Source organism: Lacticaseibacillus suibinensis (assembly GCF_003946175.1).
Classification (GTDB): domain Bacteria; phylum Bacillota; class Bacilli; order Lactobacillales; family Lactobacillaceae; genus Lacticaseibacillus; species Lacticaseibacillus suibinensis.
This window is the reverse complement of the sequence record NZ_RHOK01000015.1, coordinates 15906-38441: the sequence shown is the minus strand read 5'-3', so window position 1 is coordinate 38441 and position 22536 is coordinate 15906. Positions and strand designations below refer to the sequence as shown.

Below are 22536 nucleotides of genomic sequence, written 5' to 3'. Positions count from 1 at the left end.
CTGTTTCCGCAGAGGCGGCGGATTATTTTGCCTTGCCAGAATGAAAACCGCCTCGTCAGTTTCATTTTTCTTTTCAGCGTGTTAAACTGACATCAGAAAAGAGGGATTCTATGCGCTACGTAGCAACTTTAGTCTGGGGCGTGATTTTAGGTCAGGTCGTCGGCTTTCTGGTCAGTGCCTTGAGCGGTGGGACATACGATCCCAAGATGGCTGGCATCACGTCAATTTTGTTTGTCATCATCCTCTTCGCCTTGCCGCCAATCATGAAACACTTTGATAGCACTGCCACTGATAAAAAAGCGAATTAAACGCCGATAGGCTTAGCCAGAATACGTTTTTAGCCTAGAGGATAAGCCGAACGGCCTGTAAAACCCGAATTTAGGTTTTGCAGGCCGTTTAGCGTATCCGGCAAGGGCGTTGCATTTTGGCTCGTACTGTTCTGGAATACTTTAGCTGGTTTGAATCAAAAATCGGGGCGATGACCATGCCGTCATCACCCCGATTTTTCAATCACTTGGTCATATAGATAAACAATTCACTCGCCGAGAAGCCAACGTCAAACTTCACCCCATTGCTGGTAATGGTTTTGATGGTGGTCTGGGAGCCGTTTTGGTCCTTAATGGCTTTTTGGAACTGAGTGCCGACTTTTTGGGCATCAGCACCTAAAGCATTGGCCAACAGTCCAAATTCAATACCGAACTGATTGTCCTTCTGTGAGCCTTTCAAGGCCTTCACCGGGGCGGACAAGGTGGCAGAAAGCAATTCGCCATCTTGGACATTCACGCGCATCGTACTCGAAGTGGTTTTAACCACTTGCTTAAGCCCCTCTACCTTGGCCGGCAGCTGCTGATCTTTCACGGCGGCCTTGGCCTTGGTCAAAGCCGCTTTAAATTCCTGTTGCTGCTTGAGCAGGGCTTGCTGCTGGGCAGGCGTCATGGCCGCAATCTGTGTATTTGTCGGCGTGCCTTGCTTCTGCGCCGCTTGCATGGCCTTTAAAGTGTCTGCCGGCACCGCCGTCATCACTAAGGCCTGATTGTACTGGTCGGCAACGACACTGTATGTGCCAATGGCAGTTGCTGCTTTGATCTTAGTCGTGGTCGTCTGACCGTTCGCCTTCAGTGTGACCTTCTGTGCTTTGGTGCTCATTGGGAGGGTCACAACATATTTCCCGTTATGCACCTTCACCGAACCGGTTTTGGTGGGCGCCGTGTAGCTCACCGTTTTACCGGATGCATCCCCTTTAATCACCGCGACCATCCCCGAGTTATTGTAAACCGGTTTGGTCGTGGTTAACTTATTCCCACAACCGGCTAACACAGCGGTCAGCCCGAGCGCGAGGAGTGTCGTTTTGAACTTTTTCATGAGCAACCATCCTTTTATTTATTTCTCTGAATAGCCTACGCTGGCCACGCCCAAAGCACAAGGAAAAAGTGACTAGTTGTCACATTTTAAGCCTGAATCGTAAAGTTATGATCGGCCGAAGCTGTTATTTCTGGATGCTCCTGCAAGTAATCAGCAATCAGCTCGGTCATATCTTTTTGATTTTCCCGCACGATTTTGGCGGGGGAAAACATGGCAAAATTACCACCGCCAGCGGCTCGATACGAGTTCATGGTCACCTCATAAGTGCCGGTTGCGACCACCGGCTGGCCGTGATACAGCAGCTGGGTAACGCGCTGACCGACTGGCCGGCGAATATCCAGCGTGTAGGTGATGCCCTCATACATATCATAGTTGTAAAGCTGGGGTTTAGGCTTAAGAAACCGCGGCGTGACCACCAGTTGGCCATCATCCAGACTGAAGAACTCCGCCACCTGCTCCAACGCTGCTTTCAGGTCCGCCCCAGATAGCTTTAGCACCGCCAAGGTATTGGGATAAATGTAGTTCGTCACCACATCTCGCATCGTGATTTGCGAGGCAAAGCCCGTGCCCTCGTTGTTAAACAACGCGGTGCCAGCGATGTCGGTGCCGGTGGCGGCCATTTGCACGTGATTGATGAATTCAATGTAGGCGGATTCCTTAATCCGCGCCGCGGCCGGGTCAGCGATGGTCATATCGCCTTTCACATGGCCAAGGGGGGAATCCAGCCAGTCTTCCGTCGCCGTTTGCAATGCCGCCACACTATTAACGATGCCAGCATCAGCAGGTTGGTCGCCGGTCGGAGCCAAAGCCGCCTTGCCGCTGCCTGCGACCACCTGATAACCGGTGCTGGTAGCGGTCAATTCCAACGTGATCACGCCGACGTCCTGGCCCCGATAACCCGGCTGCGTCACTGGCACTCCATTCACCACTGCCGCAATTTCACGGTGCTGATGGCCGGTGACTAGGGCATCGATGCCGGGAATCTGGGTCAATTCATAACCGACATTTTCGCCGGTTAGCCGCTCGGTCGGCTGACCAGTCGTCAAGTCACGTTCGAAGCCGCCATGATAGGCCACCACGACCACATCGGCTAGCTCCCGCAGCCGTGGCACCCACTGCCGGGCAGTTTCTACCACATCATTAAAGGCCAGTCCCGCAATATGCGCTGGACCTTCCCAATGCGGAATATAACTAGTGGTCAGCCCCAGCAGCGCAATTTTAACCCCGGCTTTTTCAAAAAACTGATATGGCGCGCCAAACGCTGGCTCGGCGCCGGCCAAAATATTGGCGCACAACACTGGGTAATTCAGCGTCTGAATGGCATTGCTCAAATAATCCCGGCCGTAATTGAATTCATGGTTGCCGATTATCCCGGCATCATAGCCGACCGCGTTATACGCCGCGGTTTCCAAAGCCGGCTGGCGCTTGATGCGCGCGGCGTAATAAGCCAGCGAGGAGCCTTGCAGGTAGTCGCCATTTTCAATGGTCAGCACCGGGCCAGCCGCCGCCTGCCGCAACTGATCCAGCGTGCTTTTGGCCTTGGCTAGGGAAAAGGGTAAATCTTGATTACGCTTGACATAATTCGTGGGTAACACAAAGCCATGCGTGTCACTGGTCGAAAGAATCGTTAATTTCATCGCGGTTAAGCCTTCTTCTTCGGGGCTTCAGGCGTGACCATTTTGACCATCGCCTCCACCAGCATTTTTTGGAGCACGGCGTTGATGGCCAAATCGACCATGGCGCTTTGCACATTCAGCGTGTCTTGCTTGTTGATCTTGTTAATCATGACTTCGCCGCTGAAGCTGGAGTTGGCCTGCTGAATCGCGGTGATGAAGCCGAGAATGAACGAATCAAATGCTTGTTGCTTCTCCCGGCCCTTCAACTGGTAATCGATGCCGGCAGCGATGGTGTCCAAGGCAAAAACGGGCTTTAAAATCGCAATCATCAAAATGTTGGCGACTTGGCCTTTTTGGTACTTTTTCTTGATCGGCGTGGTAATCACGCCTTTTTTGACATAATTATTCACCATCGTGGCCGTCAGCTCGCCCAGCCCCAGCGGCTGGACAATATCATTCACGAACTGCACGACCTGGTCCATGTACAAATCAAACTGCGGCAAATCCGTCCACCGCGGTAAATCGACTTGCTGCAATTGCTTGAGATATGCCGAATATGCTTCTTCTTCAGCCATGTTGCTCCTCCTTGTTCAGTTGGCATGTGATCTTGCTTCCCTATCATTATAACATGCCACCTGGTTTTAAAGTCTAGGTCTAGCCAATCCATAAAAAAAGTGCTGATCAACTTGATCAACACCTTCATGAGTGATTACGCTTTTGCGTCTTCGCTCTTCTTAACCACTTGAGCCCCTTTGTAGAAGCCCTTCGGTGAAACGTGATGTGAAACGCGGTATTCGCCGGTCGCTGCGTCGAACTGCAAGTTAGGCACATTCAACTTGATATGACCGCGGCGCATACGCTTCTTGGTTTTTGAAGTCCTGCGTGCTGGAACTGCCATGAGCGGAAAACCCCTTTTGTTTTAGATTTCTTACCTACTATACCGAACCCAGCGGAAATTGCAAGCCGCTGGCCGATGCCTTGGATAGCGTTTTGCTATCACAGCATGACTTATGATACTAGAAAACAGGCGTCAAGGCAAGACCTTAACAGCTAAAAATTGCGTGCCCTCTCCCCCATGGCAAAAAAATGCCCATCAGGATTGGGAAAGCCGAAGGCGCGCGTACCGGCATCATCGACAATCGGCGTCGCGCCTTTGATGCGAGCATGCGCCGCATCGAGGTCACTGACCAAAAACATGAGCGATGGGCGATTATCGGCTACTTCCGGCGAATACTTTTGCACGAAGGCGTTGCTGAAAAGCGCCAGTTCAGTGGTGTCATCGACGGCGAGGACATTGGCATAATGATCCTCAGGTAATTGCAACGTCTCAACGACTTTTGCCCCCAGCGTCGTTTCCCAAAACTGGGTCAGTTTCGCCACGTCAGACACGTACAGCATGATTCGCGTTTTCATAGACATTCTCCTTTTGCCTGCCGGTTGCGTCTTTCAAAGGCGGCACGGTTAATCAGAATTAGTCGCCGTAGCACCGGCGGGCTGACTGGTGAAGGTCAACGCAGCATCCTTCACCCCAATTTCGACCGTGCTATCCGGCATAATGGTACCGGCAATCAACTGCTTGGCCAGCGGCGTTTCAACTGCCGTGGTAATCAGGCGCTGCAGCGGCCGGGCGCCATAGGCTGGCTCATAGCCTTTATGGGCCAGCCATTCCTGGGCGGCCGGGGTAACCGTCAACTGGATATTTTGATCCGCCAGCCGCTTGCTGAGTTGGTCCAGATCCTTGACGGCAATTTTTTCAACATCCGCGAGCCGCAGCGGATTGAACATGATAATGTCATCGATCCGGTTCAAGAACTCAGGCTTGAAGTGCGTCCGCACCTGGGCCAAAACGCTTTGATGGGCCGCTTCGGTGATGGTGCCGTCATCAGCCATGCCATCCAGTAAGGCTTCAGAGCCGAGATTGGAGGTCATAATGATAATCGTGTTTTTGAAATCAACCGTCCGCCCTTGGCTATCAGTTAACCGGCCGTCGTCTAAGACCTGTAGCAAAATGTTGAAGACATCAGGATGCGCCTTTTCGATTTCGTCCAACAAGACAATCGTGTATGGATTGCGCCGCACGGCCTCAGTCAGCTGCCCGCCTTCTTCGTAGCCCACATAGCCTGGCGCAGCGCCGACAAGGCGAGACACGGAGATTTTGTCCATATATTCGGACATGTCGATACGTACCATATGCTTTTCAGAATCAAAGAGATCTTCAGCCAGCGATTTGGCCAACTCGGTTTTCCCGACCCCAGTGGGACCAAGGAACAGGAAGCTCCCCAGCGGCCGGCTGGGATCCTGCAGGCCGGCGCGCGAACGGAGCACAGCATCAGCCACCGCATCGACGGCTTCATCCTGGCCAATCACGCGTTGATGGAGTTTCTCCGGCAAATGCAGGAGCTTCTGGCGATCGCCTTCGACCAGTTTGGCTACCGGAATGCCAGTTTGGCGTGAAATCATTGCGGCGATTTCGTTTTCGGTAACGGATTCTTGGACGAGCCAACTGTCAGGCCGATCGGTAGACTCCAATTGCTGGAGCTCTTTTTCCAGTTCTGGAATCGTGCCATGCTGCAGGCGCGCCGCTGCTTCCAAATCGTAGCGGCTTTGAGCGTCTTCCAGATCATGTTTGGCCTTGTCGATTTCGGCCTTCTTCTCGTTCAATTGATTGATATCTTGCTTTTCGGCATCCCACTGAGCCTTGAGCTTGTTAGTTTCTTCCTTCAAGTTTGCCAGGTCGGCTTGGGCTTGCGCCAGGCGTTTTTGACTGGCCGGATCAGTTTCTTTTTTCAGGGCTTGGGCTTCAATTTCCAGCTGCATCTGTTTGCGCTCCGCCACATCCAGCTCCGTCGGCCGCGAATTCATCTCGACGTTGATGTTCGCTGAAGCTTCGTCAATCAGATCAATCGCCTTGTCTGGCAAATACCGATCGGTGATGTAGCGGTTGGACAACGTGGCGGCTGCCACCAGCGCCGAGTCGTGAATGCGCACGCCATGGAAGATTTCAAACCGTTCCTTGAGGCCCCGCAAAATTGAAATCGTATCTGCCACCGTAGGCTCCTGCACCAGCACCCGCTGGAAACGGCGCTCCAGGGCCTTATCTTTTTCGATGTTTTCACGATATTCATCTAAGGTGGTGGCCCCAATCAAATGCAGTTCGCCGCGCGCTAGCATTGGCTTCAAGAGGTTACCGGCGTCCATCGCCCCTTCGGCCTTCCCCGCCCCGACAATGGTATGAATTTCATCGATGAATAGCAGAATTTGGCCTTCACTTTTTTTGACTTCGTTGAGCACTGCCTTGAAGCGCTCTTCAAAGTCCCCACGGTACTTCGCACCAGCCAGCAAGCTGCCCATATCCAGCGAGACAATGGCTTTATTCTTCAAGTTGTCAGGCACGTCATTACGGACAATGCGCTGCGCCAGACCTTCGACAATGGCAGTTTTACCAACCCCAGGCTCCCCGATCAGCACCGGATTATTCTTGGTTTTCCGCGACAAAATGCGAATCACATCGCGAATTTCGTCATCCCGCCCGATGATTGGATCCATTTTGCCAGAGCGCGCTTCTTTGACCAGGTCTGTGCCGTACTTTTTCAGTGCCTTGTAATTGTTCTCTGCCGTTTTGCTGGTGACTTTCGCACCGCCGCGGGCCTTGTCGACCACTTCGCGGAACTTTTTGCCAGTGACGCCTTGATCCGTCAGGTACTTGGTAATGACGTTGTAGGGCTGATCAAATAAGGCCAGCAGTACATCTTCAGTGGCAATAAATTCATCGCCCAGCTCGCTTTTCATCTTATCTGCATCTTGAAACAGCTGGTAGAGATTCTGACTCATGTTCTGACCATAGGCAGACGCGCCTTCGACGACGGGCGCCTGATCAATAGCCTGGTCAATCACAGCATTCAAGCCATCAAGATTGATACCAGCATCTTGGAACAGCTGCGCACCAAAGTCATTCGGCTGGACCATACTTTTGATTAATTCCGGAATATCAATTTCTTGGTGATGCCGCACTTGCGCAATTTGTTGTGCCGCTGCCACGGCTTCGGTGACGGCTTGGGTTAAATTATCTGGGTTCATATTGTGGCCTCCTGATCAAACGTTTATGTCGCTTTCAGTGTAACAATCAGGCTAAATGCCGTAAAGGTCAAAAATGGTCAAAACATCAAAATCAGTCTTTAGCCTGAGCTTCTTCTTCAGTCTAGTCAATTGTCGACTGGCAACGCAAGAATTGGTGCTCTCGGCCGCATTTTTTTGATGGCGGGAGCCTCCGCTCAGGGGGTCAAGGCCTGCTGTGCGGCCGGCTGGCACCACCAAAAACCGCTTCGACTGGTTTACCTTCGTTGAAGAATCATCCAAATTCGGAGAACTGTTATCGCTCGAGGGGATGCGGCATCAGTACTCAGTGTTGCACAACCTTTTTACCCCAATGAACCAACTACCGTTAATTAGCGGATCTGGCTGGGGTGGCAGAGGGGCGCGGCGGACCAGCTGCGAAACGAAAACCAGGGCGAGACTGCGCTTTTGGCAGGCTCACCCTGGTTTCGGGGACAATCTGGCGGCTCAAAAGCGAGCGTAGCGAGTCGAGGCTCCAGATTGAGGGCCGAGACCTTAGCTCGGCCCGGCCCCGCAGTCAGCCCACCGCGTCTCGGCGCCGCCTCAGCCAGGCCCGCGGCCCACAATATAAAAAAGCCAGCATCCGCATGGACACTGGCAATAGCATTAAGCCTGTGATTCTTCAGCGGGCGCTTTAGCCGCGGCCAACTCTTTTTGCAAAGCCGTTACTTGGGCAGTTAAATCGGCGGTCGCTTCTTTGACCGCTTTAGCTTGAGCCTCCGCCGCGCCGGCCTCAGCAGCTTGGGCGGACTTGAGCTCTTTTTTCATCTTCGCAAGGCCAGTGGTGGACACCAAGAACGTAATCACGGCGCCGATGATCACCGACACCACAATCACGACAATCAGCGGCCAGGTGAACTGGGCGCCGAAGAAATTCACGTCGACCCCTTGGCCATTGAGCACGGCAAAAATGATCAAAACCAATGCCAGCACCAGGCCGACAATTAAGCGTTGTTGATTTTTCATGAGCGACTCTCCTATTTTTGATTAAACAATCCGCCGGCCAGAAAATCTCCGACACGTGGCGCCAAGTCATAGAACTTCGCGGCCGCCGCCATCACCCAAGGGGCGTTGATTTCGCGCACTGGGCGGTGGAAGCTCCAGACGATGCGCCGAGCCAACTTCACCGGATCCAAGACGATGAAGTTCACCCGTTTGAGGTAGTCATTGGCTTGGGCCACAGTGAAGAAATCGGTGTTGATGGGACCGGGGCTAACCGTCGTCACGCGCACGCCGAACGGTTTGAGCTCTAGGCGCAACCCATTGCTATAACCCACCACGGCAAACTTGGTGGCCGAATAGATGGCTGACTTTGGCGTAGCCATTTTACCCGCCATCGAAGCAATGTTAATGATGTGACCATGGTGCTGGTCAATCATCTCGCGGCCAATCAACTGGGTCATATACAGCATCCCCAGCACATTCACCCGAAACATTTTTTCAGTCGTGGCCATGGGCGTTTCCAAGGCGTCTTCAAAATGGCCAAAGCCTGCCGCGTTCACCAAGACATCCACTGGCCCGACGTCGCGTTTGATGCGCGCGACCACGGCTTCAATCGCCACTGGATCGGCGACGTCGCAGACAAAGGCAAACGCCGGCTGACCAGATAAGGCCGTGGCTTCGGCTTGCGCCTCCACCAAGCGGTCCTTGCGCCGGGCCAAAAAGACCACCGTGGCGCCTTGTTTCGCTGCTTCAAGGCCAATGGCGCGGCCAAGACCACTGGAGCCGCCAGTTACCACTACCGTTTGATTAGCTAAGCGTTTCATTGTGCGGGCCTCCTTGGGCAAAAGGAATTGGAATTTCGTCAAAATCATGCACCAGCCGGGTCGCTGGGAAAATCTGCTGCGCTGTCGTTTGTAGCATCAGCGCATTTTTCCCTAGGTAACGCGCCGAAATGTGGGTCAACAGCAGCTGCTTGGCATGAGCGCTTTTCGCTAGCCGCGCCGCCTGAATATTCGTGGAATGGTAATACTGGCGGGCTAGCGCTGCTTCTTCTGGGCCAAAGGTCGCCTCATGCACAATCGCATCGGCATCTTGGGCGATTGGCAATTCGCGGTCAGTACTGCGCGTGTCGCCAAAAATTGCGACAATGCGCCCCGGCTTGGCATCCCCGATAAAGTCGTGACCGTCAAACTGGCGTCCATCTGGTAAGGTGATGGTTTCGCCCGCCTTGAGCTTCGCGTAAAGCGGCCCTTCTGGGATTTTTGCCGCTCTTACTTGGTCGATGAGCAGCTCACCAGGATGCGGTTTTTCCTCCACCCGAAAGCCGAAGCTGTTAATGCGATGATTGAGCAAGCCAAAGCTGACTTTGAAGGTTTGATCTTCAAACAACACGCCAGGATTTTTCAGAATGACGAACTTCAGCTGATAAGGCAACCGGGTCTGACTGACCTGCAAACTGGTGCGCACATAGCGGTCGATGCCTTCTGGACCATAAATCGTCAGCGGCGCCTCGCCGCCTTGGTTCGCCCGACTGGCCAAAAAGCCTGGTAGGCCGAAAAGGTGATCGCCATGGAGATGCGTGATAAAAATTTTTGTCACTTTCCGCGGGCGAATCGTGGTTTTCAAGATCTGATGCTGAGTGCCTTCGCCGCAATCAAAGAGCCAGACCTCATTGCGCTCATCCAGTAACTTCAACGCCGTACTGGTCACATTGCGTGTTTTCGATGGCGAGCCAGCGCCAGTGCCTAAAAATAAAAGTTCCATGTCTGCTTCATCCTAACTATGGGTCCAAAAGTGTCGTTATCAGTTTAGCACAAGCGCGGAAGTCAGATAAGCCGCGTAATATTTGACCCCGACTTGGTTGGGATGAACCAGGTCATGATAGAACCAATCCTCATGCTTTTTGGCATAGCCATGCCAATCAATGATGGTCAAATTCGGGTAGTGCTTAGCTTCATGGGCCAGCAACTGATTGACCACGCCTTGCCACGGCCGCGTCGGCACTTGGACGTTGACCCAATACACCTGTCGTTTCGGGCCAATGGCGGCCATCATTGCCGCTAAGTCGCTAGCCCGAAACGAGCCATTCGTCCCTAGGGCAATCAAAACTTTATTCGCCAGCAAGCCTTGGCGCGCGTAATCCTTAACCAAAGGAATGGTATCGACCATTTGCCGGGCCACTTTGCCATCGATAAAGGCATTCGGCATGAGCTGCATCAATGTCGGTCGGGCCCCCAGCAGTACGGAATCGCCAATCGCAGTGACCGTCACATGCTGTGCGGCTTGCAGCGCCTTTGGGGTGATGCCGAACCGTTCAAAGCTGGCGTTCACTCCTGGCTGATCAGCAGTCGCACGGCTAGACTGGCCTGATGAGTGGGCTTGGCTGGACGCTTGCGCTTTAATCGCATTTTTGGCGCGCGTTTCGTCGGCCTTGCGCTGGGCCTTGGTTTCCTCGCTCGCCTTGAGGTGCACTTCTTCCGGCGCCGCCGCTTGCGGCTTGACGAAAGGCGCCTGCACCAAGGCGGCCACCCCTAGCATTGCCACCACTAGCCCTGCCAGCAGTTTGACTTGTTTGAAGCGGAAATGGTGCTGCTGGAGCAGTTGCCACTGGCGGCGCAGGTGCGCTTGGGCTTGCATCCAAGTGAGCTGGCGCGCTGGCTTTTCAATGAAATGATGGGAGAGCTCGCTGAGTAGCACAATGATCGCACACTCAATCACCGGATACAAAAGCGGATGGTCGGCGATGTTGCGAAAGCGATTCTCCCAAAAAATCATCACGGGGAACTGGTAAATGTACAAACCATAGCTCCGGGTGCCAATCCAATGAAACACCGGGTTTGACAGCAGGCGCCCCCACAATGTCGCCGGGGAAGCCACCACCGCCGTCAGCAACATTGCCAGGATGGTAAACAGCAACATGCCACCTTGATACAAAAAGTCGCTTTCGGCATTCATGAAGAAAATGCTGAGCCCCATTCCTACCGCTGCCAGCGTCCCAACCCCACCCAGCAGCCAGCGACCGGCACTTGGCAAATGGCTAGCCAGTTTAGCGCTTGGCCAGGCAAACGCCAGGCTCGCGCCCAACAACAACGCGAATAGGCGGGTATCCGTACCATAATAAAGCCGGCTAGGATCCGCGCCGGCCGGCTGCAAGTGAAACAGAACTGCCATCCAGCCGGCGCTGAGCGACGCCAGCGTGAGCACGGCAGCGAAGCGCTGCCGATTTTTCGGCAGCACCTTGAGTAACAACCAGAGCAGCAGCGGTAGAAGCAGATAGAACTGCCCTTCAATCGACAAGGTCCACAAGTGGGTAAACGGTGATTCATTTTGGGCAAAGCGCTGGAAATAGGACTGGCCATGCGCAATTTGCCACCAGTTATAAACCAGCGCCAAGTTTGCCAGTACAATTTTGTGTAAGTCAACCAGCAAATCGCGTGCAAACAAACCGATGTAGGCACTGGCCGTTAGTAGTACCGTCAAAAGCGCTGGATACAAGCGTTTGACCCGTTTCAGCCAAAACTTGCGCACCGCAAAGCGGCCTGTTTGGGCGTGAACCCGTAACAGACCGTCAGTGATCAGATACCCCGAGATGACAAAGAAAATCAAAACCCCCAAGTAGCCGCCTTGAAATAAGTCTGGCCGTAAATGGTACAAAATCACACCTAACACTCCGAGGGTTCTCAGGCCATCAAAGCCGCCAATGTACCGGCGTTGCCCGCTTGCTTCCATGATATCCCCGCCTATTGTTCAAGCCTATCAATCAATTTAATTATTCAACAAATTCAAAAGTGAAATCATCGATGGCCACCAAATCGCCGGTTTGCGCGCCGGCTTCCCGCAGCGCATCATCAACGCCGAGGCTCCGCAACTGCCGGGCGAACCGCAAGGCGCCATCATCGTGATCCAAGTTTGCCATTTTAAACATGCGCTCGACTTTGGTGCCGCCTAAAATAAAGGTACCATCTGCATCGCGCGTCACCGTCACCGCCTGCTCTTCTGGCTTGTAAATATAATCCGCCTGTTCCGCCGTGGCTTTCGGGGTGAAGACCGGTGCCGTAGCTAAGGCCTTAGCGGTGTCTTGCATCAGCGGCTTCACCCCATCGTGCGTGATGCTGGAGATGGCATAAATATTCTTGGCCTCAACGCCTTCATCAAGCAAGGCTTGCTTAAAGGCGGCGAAGCGTTCACTGGCGCCAGGCAAATCCATCTTGGTGGCCACCACCAGCTGCGGACGGGCCAAAATCGTATCGTCGTAGGTCTCCAGCTCTTGCCGAATCTGATGGTAATCATCCAGTGGTTCGCGCCCATTTTCGGGATCCATTTCCACCAGATGCAAAATCACCCGGGTCCGCTCCACATGCCGCAGGAACTGGAAGCCCAGTCCGACCCCGGTTGAAGCCCCTTCAATCAACCCAGGCAAATCCGCCATGACAAAATCGCTGCCGTCATCCAGTTGCACCATCCCCAAGTTAGGGGTTAAGGTCGTGAACTGATAAGCCGCAATCTTCGGCTTGGCCGAAGTCACCACCGACAACAAGGTAGACTTACCCACTGACGGGAAACCAACGAGGCCGACATCGGCCAACACCTTGAGTTCCAAGGTGACATAGCGATGCTGACCGGGTTCGCCATTTTCCGCGATTTCTGGCGCCGTGTTTTTAGGCGACACAAAGTGAACATTCCCCCGGCCCCCACGACCACCTTTGGCCACCACGAGCTCCTGCCCGTTGCGAGTGAGATCCCCGATTTGGGTGTGGGTATCGGCATCGTAAACCGCCGTGCCGGCTGGGACTGCTAAGCGAATATCTTCGGCTTTGCGGCCATACATTTGCTTACCTTGCCCGTTGCCACCGGCCTTGGCATGAAAATGGCGTTGATAGCGAAAATCCATCAACGTACGCAAACCTGGGTCCACATAAAGCACGATGCTGCCACCGTGGCCGCCATCACCGCCGGCTGGCCCGCCAAAGGGCACGAATTTTTCGTGGCGGAACGCCACCATCCCATCGCCGCCTTTTCCGGCCTCAACTTCCACTGTCACCTGATCGACAAACATGTGCTCCTCCTTATACCGAACTGGCGCCATGCGCCAACGCGAACGTCTACTACTAAACGTCAATCATACGGGTTCTGCCCCCAAAGTGCAATACAGCCAGGCTGCGGAATGAGGCCGGGCTTAGCCTGACGAGTAGCCTAGCCCAAAGCATTGCCATCGCCTTTTGATGGCGAGGCTTTGGGCGTAGCTAGTCGCTCAGGCGTTGGCCTCATGCAGCGCGACTAGGCTGCGGAATGAGGCCGGGCTTAGCCTGACGAGTAGCCTAGCCCAAAGCATTGCCATCGCCTTTTGATGGCGAGGCTTTGGGCGTGGCTAGTCGCTCAGGCGTTGGCCTCATGCAGCGCGACTAGGCTCCAAAGGTCGGGGGGCTTAGGGCGACGAGTAGCCTTGATACCGCGTGTCAGCCAGCGTGCACCTTAGCTCGTCGCTTCGGCGTCGACGCTGCGTAGCGACTAGTTCACCACCTGCATGACTTTCATTATCGTTATTATACCAATTTCTGCCCCAGCCCATGCCGCTGAGGCCAAAAAAATAACGGCCTGCGCCGTTATTCGACCAAACTCAGGTCGTCGCTATCTAAAATCGTAATCTGGCTGCGGCCATTTTGCTTGATGAGGCCGTCGCGCTCAAACGCCGCTAGCTTGCGGCTGACGGTTTCTGGGGTCGTGCCCAAGTAAGCCGCCAAATCCTTTTTCTGCAGGGGCAAGGTGAAATGGGCCTGGCCTAGAGCCGCACTGGTTTCCACCAGGTAGCCGGCGAGGCGTTCACTGACGCTGGCCACATTGGCGGCGGTTGTTTGGGCCTCTAACTGCACCACGCGTTCGCCGAGGCTATTGAGCATGTTCAGCGCTAGCGCCGGGGTCTTTTTTAACAACTGCTGAAAGTCCTGGCGACTAATGGTGCAGACCACCACCTGGGTCAAGGCAACGCCACTGGTGGTGCGCTCGCTCGGCGTGAACAGCACAGCCTCGCCATCAAACTCGCCTGGGCCCAGCACCCGTAGCAACTGCTCGCGACCACTGGCCAGGGTTTGGGTGACCTTGACTTGGCCATGGGCAATGATCATCAAAGCGTCCGCTGCGGTCCCGGCCGCAAACAGCGTCTCGCCAGCGGCATACTGCCGGTCGCGCACCAGTTTAGCCACTTGGGCCACATCGTTTGGGTCAAGCGCCTGAAAAATTGGCACTAGCCGCACACAATCTTCTGCTTCGTGTTGATGCATCTTACCCACCTCGCTTTTTTCTATAGTATACGCCAACTAGCGAAGAACCAACTTGATTTGCATCAAGTTAGCGGCTGAACAAAAAAGGACCCCGCAGGCTGTCCAGGCACTGCGGAGTCGATTTGATTTGGCTGACGACTATAGTGTAACGGCCGACTGCCTTGGCGAGGGGTTAATTTTCAAAGTAAATGCGGTCATTTTGGTGATACCGCTTGTACGCCGCCCGATAGGCACTCGGGGTTAACCCTTTCCAACGTTTGAAATTCCGGGCTAAGCTCCGCGAATTGCCGAAACCACTCGCCATTGCCACGTACTCAATCGGTTTGTTAGATGTGAGCAGCAGCTCCCGCGCTTTCATCAACCGCACCTCTTGCAGATATTGATTCGGCGATTGCTTCAGCGTGGCCTGAAACTGGTTGCCCAAAGTGGTGACCGAAGTGTGTAGCTTCGCCGCCAGCTGACTGATTTTGACCGGCTCGGCATATTGCTGATCGATGAGCGCCATGGCTTCATCCACCAGGGGCGCATTAACGCGGACCACCGGCGTGGCCTTAACGGCAGTGAAATGCGCGGCCAGCAGCGCCAGCATCTCATAAAACGCACTCAGCGCCTCTAGCCGACTGACTGGCGTCAACGGTGCCGTCATCGGTTTCGCCAGCGCAGCAAAGGCCGCTTGCAAAGCCGCATAGGCTGGCACCGGAGGCTCAGGCGGCCCTTGCAGCGTAAAGTGCCAATTGACACTATCAGGCAACACGGATTCCAAAAAGGTCGGATCGATGATGATGCCATATTCCTGCACGGGCACACCGCCGCTTTGCGAGGCGTGCACCACCCGCGAATCGACAGTCCACATGGCGCCGGCATGAAAAATCGAGGTGACGCCATTTTGAACGACTGTCAACGGTCCGCCAGCCACCAACCAATTCAGTTCCAAACCGCGGTGCCAATGTGGCGCAATGGCCGCCTGATGCGGATCTTTGGCATAGAACTTGAACGGCAAACTGGGCGTCAACTGCACCATTTCGTGTTTGATGGTCACCATCAGGCTCACCTCTAATAATTAAAGCGTGGCTTCCGCAAATTTGAACCCACTCCAAGGCTTAAGGTAACTCAAAAGAAACGCTTCATCTGGGTGAAGGTGGCCCACCACATTCACGCGCCCATCATTGGGCATGTCTTGCAAGGCAATTTGCGTTTCGCCTTTGTATTGGCCAAAGCCAACATTATCAATCAGCACATCCCCGCGCGTAATCGGCTTGGTGTTGTGCGCCGGAAAATCGCGATCCCGGTACTTCACCCGCGTCATGGTGCTACGGAGGAGGTATTCGCTGCGATCGCCGCGATAACTGTGGTCATTGTCAAAAATCACAGTGTGTTCCAGTGGCGTCATATCAGCTGCCGGCACCACTTTAATCACTGGGTAAGCTGCGAAGAAAGCGTCATGCGCCGCCTTTAATTCCGCCTCGCTGGCATACGCATTAGCAATAATGACATCATTAATGGTGTCCATCAACTGATAATGCTTCACTTGCGTTTCCACTGGCAAGTTCCGGTGCATTTCCAGCGTGCACAGGCCATCTTGGGTTGGCCAAGGGCCGAACGTGGCGGCCTGCGATGTGATGAAGGCGGCCGTGTTTAACCGGTACTGCGTGTATAGCGCCGTGGCTTGTTCAAAGAACGCCTGCCCCAAGCCGGAGAAGCGATGCGGATAGAAATTATGCGACCCCAGTAGGTTATTACGATCAGGTGAAAACGCCATGATGTTATCGATGTAGTGCGTGCCTTGTGACATGTTGACTTCGATCTTCAGGCCATAAGGATTGCGCGTCATCCGGGCTTCTTCGGCCCCGGTGAAGCCTTCATCCAGGCGTACCCCCCAAGCCCCAAGGTCGTGGAAGAACGCCAAGTTGTCGTAGGTGACCCCGAGCTGCTTGAACAACGCCGGGTTGATGTCGACCATCACTTCCATGCCGAGTGCATTGGCATGGTTGATGACCTTCTTGAAGTTGTTCACCACTGCGTCTTGGTCGCCTTTGATTTCAAGCAGCGAGGTGAAGACCCGTTTGAACTTGTATTGCGCCGCTAAATCCAAGTATGCGGCATCTTTTTCATAAGTCGATCGTTCTGGATAAACTGAAACGCCTAGTTTTCCCATGAGTATCGTCCCCCTTTTCGACTCTAGTTTACCATTTTGGACCATACCAATGAAAGGGCTTCCTACAAATTTGTGGGAACAATTTTGGTGTGACGGCTTGTGACCGTACATTGACGATAATTTGAATGTTTTTGACCGTTATGTATTGCTTTTGACCGTTTGACGTGTATACTAAGCGCTGTGAGGTGAAGAAAATGCTTACAGAAGAACGCCATCGTTACATTCAAGCGCTGCTAACCCGCCAATCAGTGGTCAAATCCCAAGCCCTGATGGCGGCTTTAGACGCTTCTGAGTCAACCATCCGGCGCGACCTCGCCGACATGGAAAGTGCCGGCCAGCTCCGGCGCATTCATGGTGGCGCTGAACGAATCGATGCCAGTTTAGTGGAACTCAGCGTCCAAGAAAAAGCCACGCAGGCGCTGCTGGAAAAACAGCAAATTGCCCAAGCCGCGGTGAAATTGCTGAAACCGCACCAAACGATTTTTCTTGATGCTGGCACCAGCACCGCGCAAATGATTCCCCTGCTCGCCGAGCGTGAAGTCACCGTGGTCACCACTGGCGTTGACAATGCCAGTCAACTTGCGGATTACGGCATCGCCACCCGCCTGCTTGGTGGCAGCGTCAAGCCCACCACCAAGGCGCTGATCGGGGCCACCACCGTGCAACAAATGGAAGCCTGCCGCTTTGACTTTGCCTTCATCGGCGCGAACGGGGTGCACCTGAAATATGGGCTGACCACGCCGGATCAGGAAGAAGCCGCGGTGAAGGCCGCTGCAATCAGGCAGGCCAAAACCGCCGTGATTTTGGCTGACCCCACCAAATTCGGCCAGGTCAGTTTCGCCCGCTTTGCGCCAATTTCGGCTGGCATCATTCTCACCACTGCTTTAGGTGACATTGCCACCTACTACGAAGATCAAACCAATATCAAGGAGGTTCATGCATGATTTATTCGATTACCCTCAACCCGTCAATCGATTACGTAATCGCCCTCCCCGACCTTGAACTCGGGCGGGTGAACCACCTCAGTTCAGCGGTGATGCTACCAGGCGGTAAAGGCATTAATGTCAGTCGCATTTTGAAGGCCTTGGGCATCGCCAGTACCGCGCTGGGCTTTAGCGGCGGCTTCACTGGCGCGTTCATTGAAGACCAGCTGGCGCAGCTTCAAGTCGCACATCACCTGACCACCACCGCGGCCGCCACGCGCCTGAACGTTAAGCTGCATGCGCAAAGCGAAACTGAGCTTAACGCAGCTGGGCCGCAAATTGCGGCTACTGAAGTCGAAGCCTTCACATCCGACCTTAAAGCCCGCCTGCAACCTGGCGATGTCGTGATTATGGCTGGCAGCCTTCCTCAAGGTTTACCGGCTACCTTCTACCGCGATCTCATTCCGATGATTCATGCCGCCAAAGCCGAGTTTGTGATTGACACCACTGGCCAAGCCCTGCTCGACACCCTGCCTGACCATCCCCTAGTCGTCAAACCGAACCACCATGAACTGGCCGCGTTGTTCGGGGATGACGAATACACGGATCTACAGCAAGTGGTCACTGCTGGGCGCAAGTTGCTGAAGCTCGGTGCGCAGCATGTCCTGGTTTCCATGGCCGGCAAAGGCGCGCTGATGGTCACCGCCGAGCATGCCTACCATGGCACCGTTGCCCCGGGTCGAGTAATCAATTCGGTAGGAGCCGGCGACTCGATGCTTGCCGGTTTCACCGGCACGTTGATGCAAACCGGCGATGCGCAAGCCGCGTTTAAAGCCGGCATCGCCTGCGGCAGTGCCACTGCCTTTTCCCAAGACTTAGCCACCAAGGCTAAAATCGCTGAAGTTGCCGCCACCATCACAATGGAGGAAATCTAAATGGATATTCGTGACTTACTACTCAAAAATGTCATGATCATGGACCTCAAGGCCACCACCAAGGCGGCGGCCATCACCGAAATGGTCACCAAGTACGCTGAAGAAGGCATTATCGATGATGCCAAACTCTATCAAGCCGACATTGAAAAGCGTGAAGCAGAGTCCACCACCGGCATCGGGGATGGTATCGCCATGCCCCACGCCAAGGACAAAGCCGTTCAACGCGCCACGGTGCTGTTTGCTAAAAGTGCCGCCGGCGTTGACTTCAACGCCTTAGACGGTCAGCCGGTGCACCTGTTCTTCATGATTGCCGCTCCCGAAGGCGCCAACAACACGCACCTGCAGGCCTTAGCAGCCCTGTCTTCGCTGCTGATCAATCCGAAGCTGGTGGCAGCCTTGAAAGAAGCCACCACCCCAGATGAGGTCTTGCAACTCTTTGCCGATGCCCAAGCCGCTAAGGAAGCCAAAGAGGCTGAAGAGGCAGCCGCCGAAGCTGCTGCGGCGCCGGCCGCGGTTGAAACCACCCCAGCAGAAAAGCCGTTTATCGTTGCGGTCACCGCCTGCCCCACCGGCATTGCCCATACTTACATGGCCGAAGCCGCCCTCAAGGAACAAGCTGAGAAAATGGGCGTGGCCATCAAGGTCGAAACCAATGGCTCTGAAGGCGTGAAGCACCTGCTGACCAAAGCCGACATTGCCAAGGCGGTTGGCGTCATCATCGCCGCCGACAAGAAAGTCGACATGCCGCGCTTTGACGGCAAGCATCTGATCAACCGCCCGGTCATCGATGGCATCAAGAAGCCGGAAGAATTAATCAACGACACCCTGGCCGAAAAAGGCCCGATTTTCCATGCTGAAGGCGGCGTGCAAAGCGACGCGGATGATGACGAAAAGAAGAGTACCTGGAGCAAGATTTATGCAGATTTGATGAACGGGGTCTCCAACATGCTGCCTTTCGTGGTCGGCGGTGGGATCATCATGGCGCTGTCCTTCATCTTTGAAAATGCGTTTGGCGCCCAGTCCGGTTGGTTCACTTTCACCAACAACTTAGGGAACTACGCCTTTTCCTTCTTGGTGCCAGTCCTGGCCGCTTACATCGCGGTGTCAATCGGTGATCGGCCGGCCTTAATGCCTGGGTTCGTCGGTGGTTATATGGCCACCTTGGCTTCCGCGTCAATTGTCAAAGCGCAAAATCCCGCTGGGTTTATTGGCGGCCTGGCCGCTGGGTTCATTGCCGGCTGGATGATTGTTGGCCTCAAGAAGCTCTTCGCTAAAGTCCCACGCTCCTTGGATGGCTTGAAGACCATTTTGTTCTATCCGGTCATTGGCTTAGCCTTGATTGGCCTGATCATGTTCTTCATCGTTAATCCGATTTTTGCCTTCCTGAATGGCGCGCTGATTGCCTGGCTTGAAGGCATGGGTACTGGTAACGCGGTCGTCGTCGGCGTGATTTTGGCGGCGATGATGAGCATCGACATGGGCGGTCCCTTCAACAAAGCGGCTTACACCTTTGCCATTGGGATTTACCAAGCTTCCGGCTTCAAAGACGGCCGCTGGATGGCCGCCGTCATGATTGGTGGGATGATTCCGCCGCTGGCCATTGCCTTGGCTGCGACCTTGTTCCCGCAAAAATTCACCAAAACGGAACATAGCTCGGCCATGTCCAACTATGTCCTGGGCCTGACCTTTATCACTGAAGGTGCCATTCCCTTCGCCGCCACCGATCCACTGCACATCATCGGCAGTTCGGTCATTGGCTCCGCGATTGCCGGCGGCTTGACGCAAGTCTTCAAGGTCAACGTGCCGGCGCCCCACGGCGGGATCGTGGCCTTGGCCCTGACCGACCAGAAATTGGGCTTCATCCTCTCCCTGATTGTCGGCACCGTCATTGCCGGGCTCATCCTCGGCCTATGGCGGCCCAAAGCCAAAGAGGCTTAATGATTCTGTCTCCCTCACCGCTTCGGCAGTGAGGGTTTTTCTTTACTCTGGCGCGGGGGCGGTGGTGGCTGCTGCTGCTTGGCGCCACCACCGTTCCCGCACCTGCCCAACAAAAAGGGCCCGCTGTCACTTGCAGCGGACCCACTCGTTTAATTAGAGAAACCCCAGTACCCCGGCCAGTACCAGACTGGCGACAATCAAGGCTAAACAGTGATATGGCTTGGGCGCAATCCGGTCATAAGCGCGGTCCTGATCGACTTGATGCTGCCTAGTGGGATGATTTGGCATCGCCATCATGATCATCACTCTTTTCATTTTATAATTTAAATCTCATTTTAATATCATCATAATAGCATGATTACCAGAGAAACGGAAGCACCAAAAAACGCGACTGTAAACAGTCGCGTTGGGTTACAGCGATAGTTTAATGGCCTGCGCCACTGCCTTAGACACGCCGGCTGCTTGCAGGTCCTCCATGGAAGCCGCTTTGATGCCATTCATCGTTTTGAATTTGCGGAGCAGCTTGGACCGGGTTTTTGGTCCCACCCCTTGAATGGTTTCCAAGCGCGACGCCAACGAATTCTTGTTGCGCAGCTGGCGGTGAAAGGTGATTGCAAAGCGGTGCACTTCCTCTTGAATCCGTTCCAGCAAATAAAACCCTTGGGACTTCGGATCCAAATCAATCGGCGCGTCAAAATCACCATATAGCAGACGGGCGGTTTTGTGCTTATCATTCTTCACCATCCCCGCCACCGGAATCGCAAGGTTCAATTCGTTTTCCAACACGTCCTTGACGGCATTCATCTGGATTTCGCCACCATCCATCAGAATCAAATCCGGCATCGCGGCATGCTCCTTCAACAGCCGACTGTAACGGCGGCGAATCACCTCATAGGTATTGGCGACTTCATCCGCGCTGTGTTCGTTTTCCGCTTCGGCCAGCTTATATTTACGGTAATTCGTTTTCTCGGGCCGGCCATCGACGAATTGCACCATGGCCGACACAGGGTTGGTCCCTTGAATATGACTGTGGTCGAAGGCCTCGATGACGTGCCCCGGCGCTAAGCCGAGGGCGGCAAAAATCTCGTTTTGGGCACCAACCGTGGTGCGATTATCCAGCTCCAGCAGCCGGAATTTCTCATCCAGCTTGATTTTGGCGTTTTTGGCCGCCAATTCCATCAAGGCCCGCTTTTCCCCGCGTTGCGGCGTCCGCACCGGCACCTCGAGCACCTGCTCTAAGACATCGTTATCAAGCCCACTGGGGACGAGAATTTCTTTGGGTTTGACGTTGTTCTTGCGATCATAAAACTGCAAAATAAAAGTTTCGAATTCTTCTTCGGCAGTCGTGGCAATTGGAAATAGCCGCGATTCCCGCTTCATCAACCGCGCTTGGCGAATGAAGAAAATCTGAATCGAAATCCAGCCTTTGTCCATGTAGAAGTTGAAGACATCGCGCTGGGTGCGGTCAGTGGAAATGATTTTTTGCTTTTCCACCGTGACTTCGATGTAGTGCAGCTGATCACGTAATTCGGCCGCGCGCTCGAATTCAAGCTTCTTGGCCGCCTTTTCCATCCGCTGAGTCAGCTCCTGCTTCACCCGGCCGGTGTTCCCATCCAAAAAGCTGCGAATCTTGGCGATTTGAGCGGCATACTCTTCCTCTGGTACCGTCCGCCAGCAAGCGCCGAGACACTGGCCCATGTGATAATACAGGCACGGTCGGCCTTGGAAACCATTGCAGCGGCGCAGCGGATAAACCTTTTGCAGGAAATGAATGGTTTCCTGCGCCGCGTAGACATTCGGATACGGGCCAAAATAGTAGGCGCCGTCTTTCTTGACGTCACCGGTGAGCTCCAACTTGGGATCACGTTCATTGGTGATTTTGATGTAGGGATAACCGGTGCCTTTTTTTAGCTTAATGTTGTAGTAGGGCTGCCACTTTTGAATCAAAGTGATTTCAAGCAAAAAGGCTTCCTTATCGCTGGAAGTGACAATGTAGTCGAAGTCAGCAATTTCCGCCACCAGCCTGGCGGTTTTACCATCGTGACTGCTTTTGAAATACGAACGGACCCGATTTTTCAGATTTTTGGCTTTCCCGACATAAATAATCTTGCCGTTGATATTTTTCATTTGGTAACAGCCCGGCTCATCTGGCAGCAAGGCAAGCTTATGTTCAATGTGTTCAGACGCCATTCTATCACCTCGTTTATCGAATACGAAACAAACGTTCGCTTACTATTCTAATATTCACCACCGCATAACGCAACTCAGACGCCG

Annotated in this window: 20 protein-coding genes; 4 read left to right on the top strand and 16 right to left on the bottom strand. The window is 54.0% G+C overall.

Translation table 11 applies throughout. The features are described 5' to 3' along the window. The first annotated feature begins 110 nt into the window (after positions 1 to 110). On the top strand, positions 111 to 308 hold the full coding sequence (locus EKM90_RS08685; protein ID WP_125581730.1) for a YjzD family protein: 198 nt from the start codon (positions 111 to 113) through the stop codon (positions 306 to 308). Positions 309 to 510: 202 nt separating this feature from the next. Here the strand turns inward: EKM90_RS08685 and EKM90_RS08680 are convergent, their stop codons facing one another. The 14 genes from EKM90_RS08680 to EKM90_RS08615 all read right to left on the bottom strand — a co-directional run bounded on the left by EKM90_RS08680 (position 511) and on the right by EKM90_RS08615 (position 16466). Next, positions 511 to 1362, bottom strand: a complete 852-nt coding sequence (locus tag EKM90_RS08680) for a hypothetical protein (protein WP_125581728.1) — start codon at positions 1360 to 1362, stop codon at positions 511 to 513. A gap of 86 nt (positions 1363 to 1448) precedes the next feature. Further along, on the bottom strand, positions 1449 to 2999 hold the full coding sequence (locus tag EKM90_RS08675) for a bifunctional metallophosphatase/5'-nucleotidase (protein ID WP_125581726.1): 1551 nt from the start codon (positions 2997 to 2999) through the stop codon (positions 1449 to 1451). 5 nt (positions 3000 to 3004) lie between these two features. Continuing rightward, complete coding sequence (locus EKM90_RS08670) at positions 3005 to 3553, bottom strand: DUF1836 domain-containing protein (protein ID WP_125581724.1); 549 nt, start codon at positions 3551 to 3553, stop codon at positions 3005 to 3007. Between the two features lie 134 nt (positions 3554 to 3687). Then, a complete protein-coding gene (gene rpmF, locus EKM90_RS08665; protein WP_125581722.1) occupies positions 3688 to 3876 on the bottom strand; it encodes a 50S ribosomal protein L32 in 189 nt (62 codons plus the stop codon). Between the two features lie 152 nt (positions 3877 to 4028). Then, positions 4029 to 4391, bottom strand: a complete 363-nt coding sequence (locus EKM90_RS08660; RefSeq protein WP_164507927.1) for a VOC family protein — start codon at positions 4389 to 4391, stop codon at positions 4029 to 4031. A 48-nt stretch (positions 4392 to 4439) separates the two neighbouring features. Then, positions 4440 to 7055: an ATP-dependent chaperone ClpB gene (gene clpB / locus EKM90_RS08655; protein ID WP_125581718.1), complete on the bottom strand. Its 2616-nt coding sequence runs from the start codon at positions 7053 to 7055 to the stop codon at positions 4440 to 4442. 642 nt (positions 7056 to 7697) lie between these two features. After that, positions 7698 to 8057, bottom strand: a complete 360-nt coding sequence (locus tag EKM90_RS13190; RefSeq protein ID WP_125581716.1) for a lipopolysaccharide assembly protein LapA domain-containing protein — start codon at positions 8055 to 8057, stop codon at positions 7698 to 7700. An 11-nt stretch (positions 8058 to 8068) separates the two neighbouring features. Then, a complete protein-coding gene (locus EKM90_RS08645) occupies positions 8069 to 8857 on the bottom strand; it encodes an SDR family NAD(P)-dependent oxidoreductase (protein ID WP_125581714.1) in 789 nt (262 codons plus the stop codon). Next, positions 8841 to 9797 carry a ribonuclease Z gene (gene rnz / locus EKM90_RS08640; protein ID WP_125581712.1) on the bottom strand — a complete coding sequence of 319 codons (957 nt, stop codon included), beginning with the start codon at positions 9795 to 9797 and terminating at the stop codon, positions 8841 to 8843. Before rnz ends, EKM90_RS08645 begins: the two co-directional genes overlap by 17 nt. Positions 9798 to 9836: 39 nt before the next feature. Next, complete coding sequence (locus tag EKM90_RS08635) at positions 9837 to 11762, bottom strand: acyltransferase family protein (RefSeq protein ID WP_125581710.1); 1926 nt, start codon at positions 11760 to 11762, stop codon at positions 9837 to 9839. A 40-nt stretch (positions 11763 to 11802) separates the two neighbouring features. Further along, complete coding sequence (gene obgE, locus EKM90_RS08630; protein ID WP_125581708.1) at positions 11803 to 13089, bottom strand: GTPase ObgE; 1287 nt, start codon at positions 13087 to 13089, stop codon at positions 11803 to 11805. Positions 13090 to 13636: 547 nt separating this feature from the next. Beyond that, positions 13637 to 14311 (bottom strand): Crp/Fnr family transcriptional regulator, encoded by a 675-nt coding sequence (locus EKM90_RS08625; RefSeq protein WP_125581706.1) that lies wholly within the window; start codon positions 14309 to 14311, stop codon positions 13637 to 13639. 172 nt (positions 14312 to 14483) lie between these two features. Continuing rightward, entirely contained in the window at positions 14484 to 15353 is an 870-nt protein-coding gene (locus tag EKM90_RS08620; RefSeq protein WP_125581704.1) for an AraC family transcriptional regulator, read from the bottom strand. 18 nt (positions 15354 to 15371) lie between these two features. Next, complete coding sequence (locus tag EKM90_RS08615; RefSeq protein WP_125581702.1) at positions 15372 to 16466, bottom strand: DUF871 domain-containing protein; 1095 nt, start codon at positions 16464 to 16466, stop codon at positions 15372 to 15374. 194 nt (positions 16467 to 16660) lie between these two features. Between EKM90_RS08615 and EKM90_RS08610 the strand changes: the two genes are divergently transcribed. From EKM90_RS08610 to EKM90_RS08600, 3 genes are read left to right on the top strand one after another with little or no spacing between them, the layout of a single operon-like run. Further along, positions 16661 to 17410, top strand: a complete 750-nt coding sequence (locus EKM90_RS08610) for a DeoR/GlpR family DNA-binding transcription regulator (protein ID WP_125581700.1) — start codon at positions 16661 to 16663, stop codon at positions 17408 to 17410. After that, the gene (gene pfkB, locus EKM90_RS08605) at positions 17407 to 18324 is read left to right on the top strand and encodes a 1-phosphofructokinase (RefSeq protein WP_125581698.1); all 918 of its coding nucleotides are present in this window, start codon (positions 17407 to 17409) and stop codon (positions 18322 to 18324) included. Before EKM90_RS08610 ends, pfkB begins: the two co-directional genes overlap by 4 nt. Then, positions 18325 to 20262 carry a PTS fructose transporter subunit IIABC gene (locus EKM90_RS08600; protein ID WP_125581696.1) on the top strand — a complete coding sequence of 646 codons (1938 nt, stop codon included), beginning with the start codon at positions 18325 to 18327 and terminating at the stop codon, positions 20260 to 20262. 153 nt (positions 20263 to 20415) lie between these two features. Here EKM90_RS08600 and EKM90_RS12850 read toward each other — a convergent pair whose 3' ends face one another. Beyond that, positions 20416 to 20577 (bottom strand): hypothetical protein, encoded by a 162-nt coding sequence (locus EKM90_RS12850; protein ID WP_164507926.1) that lies wholly within the window; start codon positions 20575 to 20577, stop codon positions 20416 to 20418. 96 nt (positions 20578 to 20673) lie between these two features. Next, positions 20674 to 22452, bottom strand: a complete 1779-nt coding sequence (gene uvrC, locus EKM90_RS08595) for an excinuclease ABC subunit UvrC (protein WP_125581694.1) — start codon at positions 22450 to 22452, stop codon at positions 20674 to 20676. Between the last annotated feature and the right edge of the window lie 84 nt (positions 22453 to 22536).

Coding starts and splice junctions, on each gene's coding strand:
- EKM90_RS08685 (WP_125581730.1), top strand. CDS start 111: ATGCGCTACGTAGCAACTTTAGTCTGGGGCGTGATTTTAGGTCAGGTC.
- EKM90_RS08680 (WP_125581728.1), bottom strand. CDS start 1,362: ATGAAAAAGTTCAAAACGACACTCCTCGCGCTCGGGCTGACCGCTGTG.
- EKM90_RS08675 (WP_125581726.1), bottom strand. CDS start 2,999: ATGAAATTAACGATTCTTTCGACCAGTGACACGCATGGCTTTGTGTTA.
- EKM90_RS08670 (WP_125581724.1), bottom strand. CDS start 3,553: ATGGCTGAAGAAGAAGCATATTCGGCATATCTCAAGCAATTGCAGCAA.
- rpmF (WP_125581722.1), bottom strand. CDS start 3,876: ATGGCAGTTCCAGCACGCAGGACTTCAAAAACCAAGAAGCGTATGCGC.
- EKM90_RS08660 (WP_164507927.1), bottom strand. CDS start 4,391: ATGAAAACGCGAATCATGCTGTACGTGTCTGACGTGGCGAAACTGACC.
- clpB (WP_125581718.1), bottom strand. CDS start 7,055: ATGAACCCAGATAATTTAACCCAAGCCGTCACCGAAGCCGTGGCAGCG.
- EKM90_RS13190 (WP_125581716.1), bottom strand. CDS start 8,057: ATGAAAAATCAACAACGCTTAATTGTCGGCCTGGTGCTGGCATTGGTT.
- EKM90_RS08645 (WP_125581714.1), bottom strand. CDS start 8,857: ATGAAACGCTTAGCTAATCAAACGGTAGTGGTAACTGGCGGCTCCAGT.
- rnz (WP_125581712.1), bottom strand. CDS start 9,797: ATGGAACTTTTATTTTTAGGCACTGGCGCTGGCTCGCCATCGAAAACA.
- EKM90_RS08635 (WP_125581710.1), bottom strand. CDS start 11,762: ATGGAAGCAAGCGGGCAACGCCGGTACATTGGCGGCTTTGATGGCCTG.
- obgE (WP_125581708.1), bottom strand. CDS start 13,089: ATGTTTGTCGATCAGGTGACAGTGGAAGTTGAGGCCGGAAAAGGCGGC.
- EKM90_RS08625 (WP_125581706.1), bottom strand. CDS start 14,311: ATGCATCAACACGAAGCAGAAGATTGTGTGCGGCTAGTGCCAATTTTT.
- EKM90_RS08620 (WP_125581704.1), bottom strand. CDS start 15,353: ATGGTGACCATCAAACACGAAATGGTGCAGTTGACGCCCAGTTTGCCG.
- EKM90_RS08615 (WP_125581702.1), bottom strand. CDS start 16,466: ATGGGAAAACTAGGCGTTTCAGTTTATCCAGAACGATCGACTTATGAA.
- EKM90_RS08610 (WP_125581700.1), top strand. CDS start 16,661: ATGCTTACAGAAGAACGCCATCGTTACATTCAAGCGCTGCTAACCCGC.
- pfkB (WP_125581698.1), top strand. CDS start 17,407: ATGATTTATTCGATTACCCTCAACCCGTCAATCGATTACGTAATCGCC.
- EKM90_RS08600 (WP_125581696.1), top strand. CDS start 18,325: ATGGATATTCGTGACTTACTACTCAAAAATGTCATGATCATGGACCTC.
- EKM90_RS12850 (WP_164507926.1), bottom strand. CDS start 20,577: ATGAAAAGAGTGATGATCATGATGGCGATGCCAAATCATCCCACTAGG.
- uvrC (WP_125581694.1), bottom strand. CDS start 22,452: ATGGCGTCTGAACACATTGAACATAAGCTTGCCTTGCTGCCAGATGAG.